This is a genomic window from Polaribacter sp. Asnod1-A03 (genome assembly GCF_045063585.1).
In the GTDB taxonomy this organism is placed as follows: Bacteria; Bacteroidota; Bacteroidia; order Flavobacteriales; family Flavobacteriaceae; genus Polaribacter.
Genome location: NZ_JBEFOE010000009.1, coordinates 3,169,345 through 3,181,744, shown reverse-complemented (window position 1 = coordinate 3,181,744; position 12,400 = coordinate 3,169,345). Strand labels below are relative to the sequence as shown.

Sequence of the window (12,400 nt, the reverse complement as noted above, 5' to 3'; positions counted from 1 at the left end):
GTGTTTGAAAGTAGTAAAGTTACAAAGTAATTTTTGATAATTACTCTTTGTAGTTTTTTATATAATGGTTTAAAGAATCTAACAATTTTTCACCTTTTAAGTTTTTAGCCACAATCTTTCCTTTGGGGTCAATTAAAAACGTAGTTGGAAAACCAATTATATTATATTTCTGTTTTAAATTCTTTGAATCTGTTTCTAAAAATTGAGGATAATTAATTCCGTAATTTACTATCCCTTTTTTTAGTTTTTCTTTTTTATCATAAACTGAAATGCCTAAAAATTCTATATCATTTCTAGAAGTTTTTTCATAAGCATCTATGTTTGTAGGAAGTTCCATAAGACAAGGAGAGCACCAAGTTCCCCAAAAATCTATAAAAACAAATTTCCCTTTGAAACTTGAGAGTGAAACAGAGTCTTTTGAGTTTAGGTTTTTAATATTAAAAGGAATTGCTTGGTAACCAATATTTGTAGAAAATGTGGTTTTGTCTTTAGGTAATTTTTGTAACAAAAGGCTGTTTTTATTTAAATCAACTCCTAAGTTTTTATAAGTGTTATTGTTAATAGTTACTATTTCATTTAATTCAATTGTTTGTGTGTTCTTTATAATTTTAATAGATGATCTTTCATCGAATGAAGTGTTGCAAAAACCATTGCTAACATATATTTTTTTGTTTAAAAAGACTGTTTCGTAATAATGAGGAAAACTATATAAAATATTGTTATTCTCGTTTAATAAAATTAGTGTCTTAACTTCTTTTTCTAAAATATTATTAGTAGTACTCAGTTGATAATTTACAAAAGAGGTGTTTTTTAAAGCTGTAGAATAACTAAAATTATTGTAGACTTTTAGAGGGGTTTCTATTTTTTCATCAGAAAAATCTTTGTTATTATTAGTGTCAAGAATGTATTCGATAATTCCTTTTTCATTTTCTCTAAAAACAATATTTACAAAACTGTTTATTTGGGTTTTAGAAAGTTTTCTCTCATTTGGGTTTCTTGTCCAATTTTTATAATCACTTTCAAATTTAGATTCACTAAAACCTTCTTTTATATAATTTTGAAATGCTGTTTGAAAAGCATCAAATGAAATTTGTTGGACATAATATTCATTCCAACTTTCAGGAATTCCTTCTGTTTCTTGTTCTGCTTTTTCTGAGGAAGTCCAAAGAAGCATTGATAAACTTTCTTTAAATGGACCAAATCCATTAACTTCTTTTAATGGTAGATAAATAATGTCAGTCTTTTTTTTACCTGAAGAGCAACTATATAAAATAACAATAGCTGTAATGGTTAAAATCTTTTTCATTTGATATAAATAGCAATTACTCAAATATAAGATTTTAAATAATGATTTATGTTATTGGTTTTGCAAAAAGCAGGCAAACATTTGCGTTAGCGATTGAATGGCATGTTTGAGCTCTTTTTTGTTTTTTCAAAAAAAGCGAGTAATGAAAGCGCGACTTTATTCCTGATTTTTTTCAGGATAAAGGAACGCCCAAAAATCATTTATTTCTTAATAAAAGTGTAAAGTAAGGTGAAAAATTAGTTCATATAAATGATATTTCATATGTTGCTATCTTAGCATTTACAGCAATAAATAAAGTACATTATGTTTAAAAAAATTGTAGGAATAGAACCTTTGGGATTAATTGATTCAGCTAATTTAAAATTAGAATCTTTTACAGAAAATTTGGTGTTACATACAGAAATGCCAACGACTGCAGAAGAAATTGTAAAACGTATTGGTGATGCAGATGGCGTTTTATTAAGTTACACCACAACATTAACAAAGGAAATTTTAGAACGTTGCCCAAATATAAAATATATAGGTATGTGTTGTTCTTTATATACACCCGAAAGTGCCAATGTAGATATTAATTATGCAAATTCACAAGGAATTACTGTTACAGGTGTACGAGATTATGGAGATGAAGGTGTTGTAGAATATGTGATTAGCGAATTGGTAAGATGTTTGCATGGTTTTGGGTTTACTTCGGATGGTAAACCAAGAAAAGCTTGGAGTGGCATTCCGAGAGAAATTACTGGTTTAAAAGTTGGAGCTATTGGTTTAGGAAAATTAGGAGGTATGATTGCTGATGGACTTCATTTTTTTGGTGCAGATATTACTTATTTTGCCAGAAGTGAAAAGCAAGATGCTAAAGAAAAAGGATATGACTTTTTACCATTGGATGAATTAATGGAAAGAAATGAAGTTGTAATTGCTTCTTTGAATAAAAATACTGTTTTATTACATGAAAATGAGTTTTCTAAATTCGGGAATCATAAAATATTATTCAACACAGGATTATCACCTGCTTGGGATGAAAAACCTTTTAATACATGGTTAAAAGCTGGTGAAAATATTGTGTATTGTGATTCTTTGGGAGCTTTGGGAGATAGAGAACTGTTAAACTTACCAAACGTAAATTGTTTTGAAGTTTCTAGTGGTAGAACGCAACAAGCATTTGTAAGATTAAGTGAAAAAGTATTAGAAAATATAACCAATTACTTTAAAGGTTAAGTAAACCTTTAAAGTAATTTTCTTAAAGATTATTTATTCTTATTGTAAATCGGTAAGAAAAGAAATGCCAATCCTCCAAAAACGATAATCATTGCCGTTTGAGCAGTCCACATAATCCAACCAAAAGCGGTTGCAGGTTCTGTAGGAATATCAAACAAAGCCAATGCACCAGCAACAGCAATTGGGTACAAACCAATTCCGCCATTTGTTGCTGCAATAGAAAATCCACCAGCAATAAAGCCGATTAAAATTCCACCAAAAGGTACATCTAAGCCTTCAATTGCAGGAATTGTTGCCCAAAACATAGCAACATACATTACCCAAATAAATACAGTATGAAAAATAAATGCCCATTTATTTTTCATCTTAAAAATACTGGTAACTCCTTCTATTAATCCAGAAACAAAGGTTTTTATTTTTAGTAAAAAACCAGATTCTGCCTTTTTTACAAAGGATGAAAAAATGAAGAAACCAATAACTAAAACAGCTAAACCAATAATAATTTTTGTTGGATTAAAGTTTTTGGTAAGCAACTCGTAAATAAAATCGAACTGAACAAAAAGTGTGATTGCAACGATAGAAAGCATCATTATTAAATCGGCAATACGTTCTGCTACAATAGTTCCAAATCCTTTTTCAAACGGAATTTTCTCGTAATTTGCCATTACAGTTGCTCTAGAAATTTCTCCAGCTCTTGGTAAAGCCAAGTTTACCAAATAACCAACTAAAACAGCCAAAACACTGTTGGTGTATTTTGGTTTAAAACCTAAAGGTTCTAACATAAATTTCCATCTGTAAGCTCTAGAAAGATGACTTAAAATTCCGAAGAATAAACCAAGGAAAATCCATCCATATTTGGCTTCTTCAAAATATTTTCCTAAAATTTCTAAAGAAATATCAGAAATAGAATACCAAACCAAAAAACCTCCCAAAACGAGAGGTAATATAATTTTTAAAATCTTCTTTATATTCAAATCTATGTAAGAGTATTGTCTGCTTCGTTAGGGAAAACCAAGCATGGTTTAAAAGTTTTTGCTTCTTCAAAATCCATAAAAGCGTAAACAATTAAAATTAAAACATCGTTAACAGCAACTCTTCTTGCTGCTGCACCGTTTAATGTAATTTCTCCGCTTCCACGTGGTCCAGGAATGGCGTAAGTTTCTAAACGTTCTCCGTTATTGTTGTTCACAATTTGAACGCGTTCTCCTTCAATAATGTTGGCAGCGTCCATTAAATCTTCATCAATGGTAATGCTTCCTATATAATTTAAATCTGCACCTGTAACTTTTACACGGTGGATTTTAGATTTTACTACTTGTACTAACATGCGGCAAAAATACTCTTTTTTTGGTTATTATTTTTTTAATTGAATGTTATCAATCAATCTTATTTCTCCTGCAAATACTGCTATAAAAGCACGGTATTTTTTATTAGATTCTTTGTCTTTTATGGTTTCTAATGATTTTTCATCAGCAATAGTAAAATATTCTAAATCTAATAAAGGGTGTTTTTTAAATTGATTTGTTACCCATTCTGTTACCTTAATAGCACTTTCTGTGCCAAATTTCTTGCGCGCTTTTTTTAGTGTTTTGTAAATAAAAGGTGCAGCTTCTCTATGTTCTTTGTTTAACCTTGTGTTTCTAGAGCTCATTGCTAAACCATCATCTTCTCTAAAAATTGGACAACCTTTAATTTTTACAGGAAGCTGGTTTTTTTCTACCATTTTTTTGATGATTTGTAACTGCTGAAAATCTTTTTCACCAAAATAGGCTTTGTTGGGTTCAATAATTTCAAAAAGTGTTTTTACAATTGTACCAACACCGTCAAAATGCCCGTCTCTAAATTTACCTTCCATTTGATGTTCTAAACCATCAAAATCAAATTCTTCTGAAGAGATATTCTCTGCATAAATTTCTTTTACAGAAGGGAAAAATAAAACATCACAAGCAACACTTTTTAATAATTTAGTGTCGTTTTCTATTGTTTTTGGATATTTTACAAGATCTTCTTTGTTGTCAAATTGTGTAGGATTTACAAAAATACTGACTACAACGATATCGTTTTTATTCTTAGCTTTCTCTATTAAAGATAAGTGACCTTTGTGTAATGCTCCCATTGTAGGAACAAAACCAATTGTCTTATTTTCCTTTTTTTTAGTATTTAAAAAGGTTTTTAATTCTTGTTTAATAGTAAAAATTTTCATCTTCCAAAATTGAGTAAAGAGTGCAAACTTACCATTTTAACACGATATTTGCATAAAAATTCGTAATTTTGCCTTTCTTATAAAAGAGTTTGATTTAATGAAGGACAAAAGAATATTATTTGTTTCGTCTGAGGTAGTGCCTTACTTACCAGAAACAGAATTATCGTCAACAGCTTTTAATGTTGCAAAGAACGCACATTCTAAAGGAGTACAAACAAGAATTTTTATGCCAAGATATGGTGTAATTAACGAGAGAAGACACCAGCTACACGAGGTAATTCGTTTATCAGGAATGAATCTAGTTGTTAATGATATGGATATGCCTTTAATTATAAAAGTAGCATCTATACCTAAAGAAAGAATGCAAGTTTACTTTATTGATAATGAAGAATACTTTAAAAGAAAAGCAGTTTTTTCTGATGAAGATGATAATTTGTTTTCTGATAATGATGAGCGTGCAATTTTCTTTGCGAAAGGAGTTGTAGAAACTGTTAAAAAATTAAATTGGGCGCCAGATATTATACATGTTCATGGTTGGTTAGCATCTTTATTACCACTTTATTTAAAAGAATTTTACAAAGAAGAACCGTTATTCACAGAAAGTAAAATTATTACTTCTTTGTATGATAATAGTTTTGAAGGTAATTTAAATGAAAATTTAGCAGAAAAAGTTAAGTTTGATAATATTGGGGATGACAAGGTTTCTACTTTAAAGACTCCAAGTTACACAAATATTTTAAAAAGTGCTATAGAAAATTCTGATGCAATTATTCATGGTAGCGAAACTATTTCGGAAGAATTAAATTCTTACATAGTTGAAAAAGAGCTTCCTGTTTTAGAATATCAAACAGAAAATTTAAAAGAAACGTATTTAGAATTCTATGCTAATTTAATTTCGGAAGATTAATATTATTTAGAACAACTATTTTATTGATAATCTCCCCAATTATCATAATTTAAAATTGATACAAATATTTTAAATGCATATATTAGGGGCAAAAAAACACTAACAAGTAAAGCGTCAAGTAAATTTTTATAAAACTTGATTAAATTCTGTTAAGTGTTTTTTTTATTTAAATCATTTTTTAAATGAATGAGAAAAAAAATTATTAAAAATATCATATTAATAAATTTAATATCAAATTGTTATGTGCGGAATTACAGGTTATATTGGCTTTAGAGATGCTTACCCTATAGTAATTAATGGTCTTAAAAGATTAGAGTATCGAGGTTACGATAGTGCTGGAATTATGATGTATGATGATAAAAAGATACATCTATCTAAGACAAAAGGAAAAGTTTCTGATTTAGAAGAAATAATTAAAGAAAACCCAGAAAGAAAAGAAGGTAGTATTGGCATTGGCCATACACGTTGGGCAACACATGGTGTGCCTAATGATGTAAATTCTCATCCACATCTTTCTCAATCCGGAGATTTAGTTATAGTACATAATGGAATTATAGAAAATTATGATACACTTAGAAAAGAATTAATATCAAGAGGATATTCTTTTAAAAGTGATACAGATACAGAGGTTCTTGTAAATTTAATAGAAGAGGTTAAAAAAGAAAGAAACTGTAAGCTTGGTAAAGCTGTGCAACTAGCGTTAAATTATGTTATAGGAGCTTATGCTATTGCCGTTTTTGATAAAACTAGACCAAATGAAATTATTGTTGCCCGTTTAGGTAGCCCTATTGCAATAGGAGTAGGTGAAGAGAATTCTGAGTTTTTTATAGCATCTGATGCTTCTCCGTTTATAGAGTATACAAAAGATGCCATTTATTTAGAAGATGAAGAAATGGCAATAATAAAGTTAGAAAAAGAAATTAAAGTTCGTAAAATTAAAGATGATACTTTAGTTGATGCTAATATTCAAGAATTAGAAATAAGTTTAGAGCAAATAGAAAAAGGTGGTTATGATCATTTTATGCTTAAAGAAATTTATGAGCAACCTAAAGCTATTTTAGATACTTTTAGAGGTAGAATGCTACCGGATAGTGGTATTATAAAAATGGCTGGTATAGATAATCATCTTAATAAGTTTTTAAATGCAGAAAGAATAATAATTGTAGCTTGTGGTACTTCTTGGCATGCTGGTTTGGTTGGTGAATATCTTTTAGAAGACATGGCTCGTATTCCTGTTGAGGTAGAATACGCATCAGAATTTAGATATAGAAACCCAATTATTACTCCAAAAGATGTTGTAATTGCTATTTCGCAATCAGGAGAAACTGCTGATACCTTAGCGGCAATAAAACTAGCAAAGTCTAAAGGAGCTTTTGTTTTTGGTATTTGTAATGTTGTGGGTTCTTCTATTGCTAGAGAAACACATGCAGGTGCTTATACACATGCAGGACCAGAAATAGGTGTCGCATCTACAAAAGCATTTACAACACAAATTACTGTTTTAACATTAATATCGTTAAAGTTAGCAAAATCTAAGGGTAATTTATCAGATTCTGCTTTTAGAATGTATTTACAGAAGTTACAATTGATCCCTAAAAAAGTGGAAGCTTTATTAGAAATTGATGAAAAAGTAAAAGAAATAGCAGCTGTTTATAAAGACGCCCCTAATTGTTTGTATTTGGGTAGAGGATTTAACTTTCCTGTAGCTTTAGAAGGAGCATTAAAACTTAAAGAAATATCTTACATTCATGCAGAAGGATATCCTGCGGCAGAAATGAAACATGGGCCAATTGCTTTAATTGATGAAAATATGCCAATTTTTGTTATTGCAATAAATAAAGGTCATTATGAGAAAGTTGTAAGTAACATTCAGGAAATAAAATCTAGAGCAGGAAAAATTATAGCTATTATTACTAAAGGTGATGTTACCGTAAGAGAAATTGCAGACCATGTAATTGAAATACCAGAAACAGAAGAAGCGTTGTCTCCTTTATTAACTACGGTTCCGTTTCAATTATTGTCTTATCATATTGCTGTTATGTTAAATAAAAATGTAGATCAGCCAAGAAATTTAGCAAAATCAGTTACAGTTGAGTAATTAAGATTTATTATAATTCAAAAAAAAAGACCAGCTTAAGCTGGTCTTTTTTTTTATAATCTAACTTCAAATGTAATTGGTATTCCGTAACTAACACTAACAGGAAGTCCTCTTTGTTTACCTGGTGTCATTTTTGGTAGTGATCCAATTATTTCTACCACTTCTTTTTCTAATCTAGGGTGTGGTCCTCTTGCGTTAACATTTGTTATTTTTCCAGTTTTATCAATTCTAAAAATCACAAATAATTTTTTCTTTCCTTCACTTAAACCTAACTCGGTTGCTAAACTTGTATCGAATCTTTTACCAAAATATTCTGTTACTTTTTTTGTAAAACATGCTTTAAGTTTAGTGTTATCTCCTTTACATCCAGGGAAAACAGGTACATTTTCAATTAATATAAAAGGAATGTCTTCTACAACCTCTTCTACTTCTTCTATTTCTATGATATCATCTGTGTCTACAATAACACTTTCAGATTCATCTGTTTCTGTAGACTCAATAACAGTTTCTTCTACTTTTAAATCATCTTCTACCACTTTAATTTGTTCTACTACTGGTGGTGGTGTTTTTGGTGCAGGAGGCTTTATTTCTTGAATTGCAACGATTGGTATATCTTCCTGCATTTCATCTGTCATATTTGATTGCCCTAAGCTTTGTACATCATTTTTTTCATATGTCTTATGTTCTACTAATGTATAAATAATAAATAAGGATAAAACTAGCCCTATTTGCATAAAAATTTTACTAAAATTTTCTAATTGTTGTTTTGGATTTTTTTTAACTTCCATTTTGTAACCCTTTTAAAGTTTATAATATCAATAATTTTACCTAAAATAGTTTGTTAGAAATTGTCAAATTCTTAAATATTTGATTTCCTACTGTAAAATTATAAATTATAAGGGTTTTAAAATATGATTTCCATCATACTTTGTCGTGTATTTTGATGGGAGTATTATTGTTCCAAATAGTTAGTATATCAGTAGCTACACTTGCACCGCTTCCTGCAGCAATAGCAAATTGACTTCGCCAACCAGCAATGGTTCCGCAGCAATACAATCCTTTTTTTATGAGGTGATTTTTATTTTTAAGTTGAATTCTATCTTTTTTAGGATTGGCTCTTTGGTGAGGTTCTGTAAAAGATTCTAAGCCATCAATTGTAAAAGGTTTAGAATAGTTTAGAGCAATAACAACTATTTTACTTGTATATATATTTTTATTAGTAGTTACTGTGTAATTAGATCTATTACTTATAACAGATATTACTTTTTCATTTTCAATTTGAGAAATATGGGAGTACAAAGTAGATAAATGTTTTTTTCCTTCGGTTAAAATATCTTCGCCTAACGTCTTTGGTTTTAATCCTAGAACATTGTTTAGTAGGGCATTCTGTAAATGAGAATTTCTTTGATGCGAAATAATTCCAATTTTTTTGTCTTTAGCAAATTCTTTATTCTTTGCTGAGCCAACAACTAAAGCACATTGTAGACCAGAAGCACCTGCACCAATAATTAGAAGATCAAAAGTCATACTAAATGAAAAGCATTTTAATGTTGGTTGCAAATAATTTTACAGAAATTGCCAATAGGATAACTCCAAATATTTTTCTAATTATTTGAATTCCATTTGGGCCAATAATACGTTCTATTCTAGATGATGTTTTTAAAACAATATAAATTAAAATAACATTTAGTAAAACTGAAATTATAATGTTTTCTATATGAAACTCTGCTCTAAGAGAAAGTAAAGTTGTTAAACTACCTGGACCAGCAATTAGAGGAAAAGCAATAGGAAATATAGAGGCAGACATTGCATTTACATCTCCATCATTATCTTGATACAAGGTAATACCTAAAATCATTTCTAAAGCAATAAAGAACAAGATAAAAGCACCTGCAACAGCAAAAGAGTTTACATCTATTCCTATTAGTTGCAATAAACTTTGTCCTAGAAATAAAAAAAGAATCATAATAAAACCAGCAATTATTGCAGCTTTTTCAGATTGAATATGACCAGATTTTTTTCTTAAATCTATAATGATAGGAATGTTACCAATAACGTCAATTACAGCAAATAAGACCATAAAAGCTGTAATAATTTCTTTAAAATTAAAATTCATAATGGTATTATATTTTTTGCAAAATTAGAGAACTTTATTTTAGGAATAATATAAAATTCTTGAAAAAAATAATACTATTTTTGCGATATGTTTCAATTAGGTAAAACCATCGTTTCAGAAGATATTATAGAAAAAGATTTTGTCTGTAATTTGTCTGCTTGTAAAGGAGCTTGTTGTATTGATGGAGATGCAGGTGCACCTCTAAATAAAGAAGAGACTAAGATTTTAGAAGACATATACCCAAAAGTAAAACCTTTTTTACGTAAAGAAGGTATTGACGTTATTGAAAAAGAAGGTACTTGGGTTACTAGCGAGTGGGGAGAGCTAGAAACTCCTTTAATTAATGGAGCAGATTGTGCTTATGTTATTTTTGATGAGAAAAATACCGCTTTATGTGCAATTGAAGAGGCTTACAATCAAGGAGATATTGATTGGAAAAAACCAATTTCTTGTCATTTGTACCCTATTAGAATAAAAGATTACAGTGAGTTTTCTGCTGTTAACTATGATAAATGGGAAATATGTGATGATGCTTGTTCTTTAGGTAAAGAATTACAAGTGCCAGTTTATAAGTTTGTTAAACAAGCTTTAATTAGAAAATTTGGTGAAGATTGGTATGCTGAATTAGAAAAAGTAGCTGAAAAACATTTAAAATAAAGGAATAGAAATTACAACTTTAGTACCTATAGAATTTAAATTTTTATCTAATAAATCTTCATACCTAATAGTATAATCTTTTTTGTAATTTTTATAAAAATGATAAAATCTTTCTTTTGTAATATTAATACCCATAGATTTTTTTGACAATGATTTTTTAGAAACTATTTCAGCAGAAGCTTTTCTTCCAATTCCGTTGTCTTGAATTATAATTTCTACTAATCCTTTTTGACTGTTAACTACAGAAAGCATAATTTTTTTATTGTCTTTTTTTGTAGATAAACCATGCCAGAGGGCATTTTCTAAAAAAGGCTGTAAAACAAATGGAGGTATTTTTACATTTTGTAAATTAATATCCTCGTCCACATTTACAATGTATTTTATTTTATTAGTAAAACGAATGTTTTCTATAGTTATATAGAGTTCCATCGTTTCTAACTCTTCTTCTAAGCAAATTACTCTGGTATTAGAGCCTTCTAATATTTTTCTAATTAATTTAGAGAATTTATTTAAATAACGACTAGCCAATTTTGCATCATTATTTATAATATAAAGTTTAATGGAATTTAGTGCATTAAAAATAAAATGAGGGTTCATTTGGCTTCTTAAAGCATCTCGCTTTAAAGAAAGTATGTCTTTTTCGTTTTTTAACCCTTTTTGCTTAATAGCAAAAGTTAGTAAGGCAATAATTAAGGTAAAAATACAAATCGCTATTACCCATAAGTTTCTATTTCTAGTAATTTGTAACTCAGCTATTTCATTTTTATTTGCCAAGTATTCTATTTCATTATTACTTCTTTCTTTATCATAATGAGTTATTAGTTGACTAACGTAAAACAAATTTTTTTCATTAATAATTTTTTCTTCTTCTTCTTTTGATATTTTGTAATAAGTGTATGCTTTCTTGTAGTCTTTTAAGTTTTGGTATAATAAAGCAAAATTTTCATTAGCCTTAACAAGTATGGTCTGCATATTATAATTAGTAGCAAGATCTAATGCATGATTTAAGTTGTTTTTTGCCTCAGTAAATTTACCCGCATAAATTTGTGCTAAACCTAATGTGTTATAGGTTTTAGAAAGGTAGTATTTGTCATTTTCTTTTATTGCTTTTTGCAAAATAGTGTCTACCGTAACTAGGGCTTTTTTATATTCTTTTTTTTGAATTAGAACATCTGCAATACTATATCCACATATTATTCTACCAATATCAGATTTTAATAGATTGTTATAGTATAATGATTTATGGTAGCTTTTTAGAGCTTTGTCTAATTCTTGCAACTTTTCATATGCTTGCCCCATATTTTGATGGTTAATAGCAAGACCAAGTTTAAGATTAAGGTCTTCTTGTGGTATAATAGATTTTCTAAATTCTTTTAAAGCTAAATTATACTGTTTTAAAGAAATGTAAATATTACCCATGCTATTTTGGCAATTACTTATACTTTTTCTTATTTCAACAGAAGGATTTTTAATACAAAGAGCTTTATTTAAAGCTTCTTGATGGTAGTTTAAAGCATTTCTAATATCATCCTGCCTTCTATAAACAGAACCAATTGAATTTAGGTTTTGAATTTCTGAAAGACTATTATTTGTTTCAGTACTAAGCTTAAGCGCTTTTTTATATTCAATAATAGCCTTATTAAATAAAGAAAGATTTCTATAATACCTACCTAAAGCATTAAAACCATATAATTGACCTTCTATATAGTGTGCACCTTTGCTTTTCTGTATAAATAATTCTAGTTTTTTAAAATTTTTTAAATCATCAAAAAGAACTGAGTCTATTATCTTAAAAGAAGACACCTTATTATTTATAAGGTAATCTATATCATCATTTTGAGAAAATGTATAGGTACTTAAAAAAAAGAGATAAAAGATTAATAAATTTACTTTCATTG

12 protein-coding genes are annotated in these 12,400 nt (G+C 28.6%); 4 read left to right on the top strand and 8 right to left on the bottom strand.

From position 1 onward, the window contains the following. Positions 1-40 precede the first annotated feature (40 nt). Complete coding sequence (locus ACJJVY_RS14150; protein ID WP_405610093.1) at positions 41-1,306, bottom strand: TlpA family protein disulfide reductase; 1,266 nt, start codon at positions 1,304-1,306, stop codon at positions 41-43. Between the two features lie 303 nt (positions 1,307-1,609). Here ACJJVY_RS14150 and ACJJVY_RS14145 point away from each other — a divergent pair, with 303 nt between their 5' ends. After that, the gene (locus ACJJVY_RS14145) at positions 1,610-2,521 is read left to right on the top strand and encodes an NAD(P)-dependent oxidoreductase (RefSeq protein ID WP_405610090.1); all 912 of its coding nucleotides are present in this window, start codon (positions 1,610-1,612) and stop codon (positions 2,519-2,521) included. Positions 2,522-2,550: 29 nt separating this feature from the next. Here the strand turns inward: ACJJVY_RS14145 and ACJJVY_RS14140 are convergent, their stop codons facing one another. The 3 genes from ACJJVY_RS14140 to panC are packed head-to-tail and all read right to left on the bottom strand — an operon-like array spanning position 2,551 to position 4,724. Then, positions 2,551-3,495 (bottom strand): YbhN family protein, encoded by a 945-nt coding sequence (locus ACJJVY_RS14140; RefSeq protein WP_405610087.1) that lies wholly within the window; start codon positions 3,493-3,495, stop codon positions 2,551-2,553. A 2-nt stretch (positions 3,496-3,497) separates the two neighbouring features. Continuing rightward, positions 3,498-3,848 carry an aspartate 1-decarboxylase gene (gene panD / locus ACJJVY_RS14135; protein WP_405610084.1) on the bottom strand — a complete coding sequence of 117 codons (351 nt, stop codon included), beginning with the start codon at positions 3,846-3,848 and terminating at the stop codon, positions 3,498-3,500. A 27-nt stretch (positions 3,849-3,875) separates the two neighbouring features. Then, positions 3,876-4,724, bottom strand: coding sequence for a pantoate--beta-alanine ligase (panC, locus tag ACJJVY_RS14130; RefSeq protein ID WP_405610081.1), 849 nt, complete (start codon positions 4,722-4,724; stop codon positions 3,876-3,878). Positions 4,725-4,821: 97 nt separating this feature from the next. Between panC and ACJJVY_RS14125 the strand changes: the two genes are divergently transcribed. Further along, the gene (locus ACJJVY_RS14125) at positions 4,822-5,631 is read left to right on the top strand and encodes a glycogen/starch synthase (RefSeq protein ID WP_405610078.1); all 810 of its coding nucleotides are present in this window, start codon (positions 4,822-4,824) and stop codon (positions 5,629-5,631) included. A gap of 241 nt (positions 5,632-5,872) precedes the next feature. Next, on the top strand, positions 5,873-7,729 hold the full coding sequence (gene glmS / locus ACJJVY_RS14120; RefSeq protein WP_405610075.1) for a glutamine--fructose-6-phosphate transaminase (isomerizing): 1,857 nt from the start codon (positions 5,873-5,875) through the stop codon (positions 7,727-7,729). Between the two features lie 53 nt (positions 7,730-7,782). On the opposite strand, the gene ACJJVY_RS14115 is transcribed toward glmS, so the two are convergent. The 3 genes from ACJJVY_RS14115 to ACJJVY_RS14105 form a co-directional block, all read right to left on the bottom strand. After that, positions 7,783-8,517, bottom strand: coding sequence for an energy transducer TonB (locus ACJJVY_RS14115; protein WP_405610072.1), 735 nt, complete (start codon positions 8,515-8,517; stop codon positions 7,783-7,785). Between the two features lie 133 nt (positions 8,518-8,650). Continuing rightward, positions 8,651-9,256 (bottom strand): FAD-dependent oxidoreductase, encoded by a 606-nt coding sequence (locus ACJJVY_RS14110; protein WP_405610069.1) that lies wholly within the window; start codon positions 9,254-9,256, stop codon positions 8,651-8,653. A 1-nt stretch (position 9,257) separates the two neighbouring features. Continuing rightward, positions 9,258-9,845: a MarC family protein gene (locus ACJJVY_RS14105; RefSeq protein WP_405610066.1), complete on the bottom strand. Its 588-nt coding sequence runs from the start codon at positions 9,843-9,845 to the stop codon at positions 9,258-9,260. Positions 9,846-9,932: 87 nt separating this feature from the next. On the opposite strand from ACJJVY_RS14105, the gene ACJJVY_RS14100 reads away from it, so the two are divergent. Beyond that, positions 9,933-10,502 carry a DUF3109 family protein gene (locus tag ACJJVY_RS14100; RefSeq protein ID WP_405610063.1) on the top strand — a complete coding sequence of 190 codons (570 nt, stop codon included), beginning with the start codon at positions 9,933-9,935 and terminating at the stop codon, positions 10,500-10,502. On the opposite strand, the gene ACJJVY_RS14095 is transcribed toward ACJJVY_RS14100, so the two are convergent. After that, on the bottom strand, positions 10,494-12,398 hold the full coding sequence (locus ACJJVY_RS14095; protein WP_405610060.1) for a tetratricopeptide repeat protein: 1,905 nt from the start codon (positions 12,396-12,398) through the stop codon (positions 10,494-10,496). The genes ACJJVY_RS14100 and ACJJVY_RS14095 overlap by 9 nt on opposite strands. Positions 12,399-12,400: the final 2 nt, after the last annotated feature.

Excerpts from the sequence above, each read along its gene's own strand:
- ACJJVY_RS14110 (WP_405610069.1), bottom strand. The coding sequence starts at position 9,256 with ATGACTTTTGATCTTCTAATTATTGGTGCAGGTGCTTCTGGTCTACAA.
- panD (WP_405610084.1), bottom strand. The coding sequence starts at position 3,848 with ATGTTAGTACAAGTAGTAAAATCTAAAATCCACCGTGTAAAAGTTACA.
- ACJJVY_RS14150 (WP_405610093.1), bottom strand. The coding sequence starts at position 1,306 with ATGAAAAAGATTTTAACCATTACAGCTATTGTTATTTTATATAGTTGC.
- panC (WP_405610081.1), bottom strand. The coding sequence starts at position 4,724 with ATGAAAATTTTTACTATTAAACAAGAATTAAAAACCTTTTTAAATACT.
- ACJJVY_RS14115 (WP_405610072.1), bottom strand. The coding sequence starts at position 8,517 with ATGGAAGTTAAAAAAAATCCAAAACAACAATTAGAAAATTTTAGTAAA.
- ACJJVY_RS14105 (WP_405610066.1), bottom strand. The coding sequence starts at position 9,845 with ATGAATTTTAATTTTAAAGAAATTATTACAGCTTTTATGGTCTTATTT.
- ACJJVY_RS14125 (WP_405610078.1), top strand. The coding sequence starts at position 4,822 with ATGAAGGACAAAAGAATATTATTTGTTTCGTCTGAGGTAGTGCCTTAC.
- ACJJVY_RS14100 (WP_405610063.1), top strand. The coding sequence starts at position 9,933 with ATGTTTCAATTAGGTAAAACCATCGTTTCAGAAGATATTATAGAAAAA.
- glmS (WP_405610075.1), top strand. The coding sequence starts at position 5,873 with ATGTGCGGAATTACAGGTTATATTGGCTTTAGAGATGCTTACCCTATA.
- ACJJVY_RS14095 (WP_405610060.1), bottom strand. The coding sequence starts at position 12,398 with ATGAAAGTAAATTTATTAATCTTTTATCTCTTTTTTTTAAGTACCTAT.
- ACJJVY_RS14145 (WP_405610090.1), top strand. The coding sequence starts at position 1,610 with ATGTTTAAAAAAATTGTAGGAATAGAACCTTTGGGATTAATTGATTCA.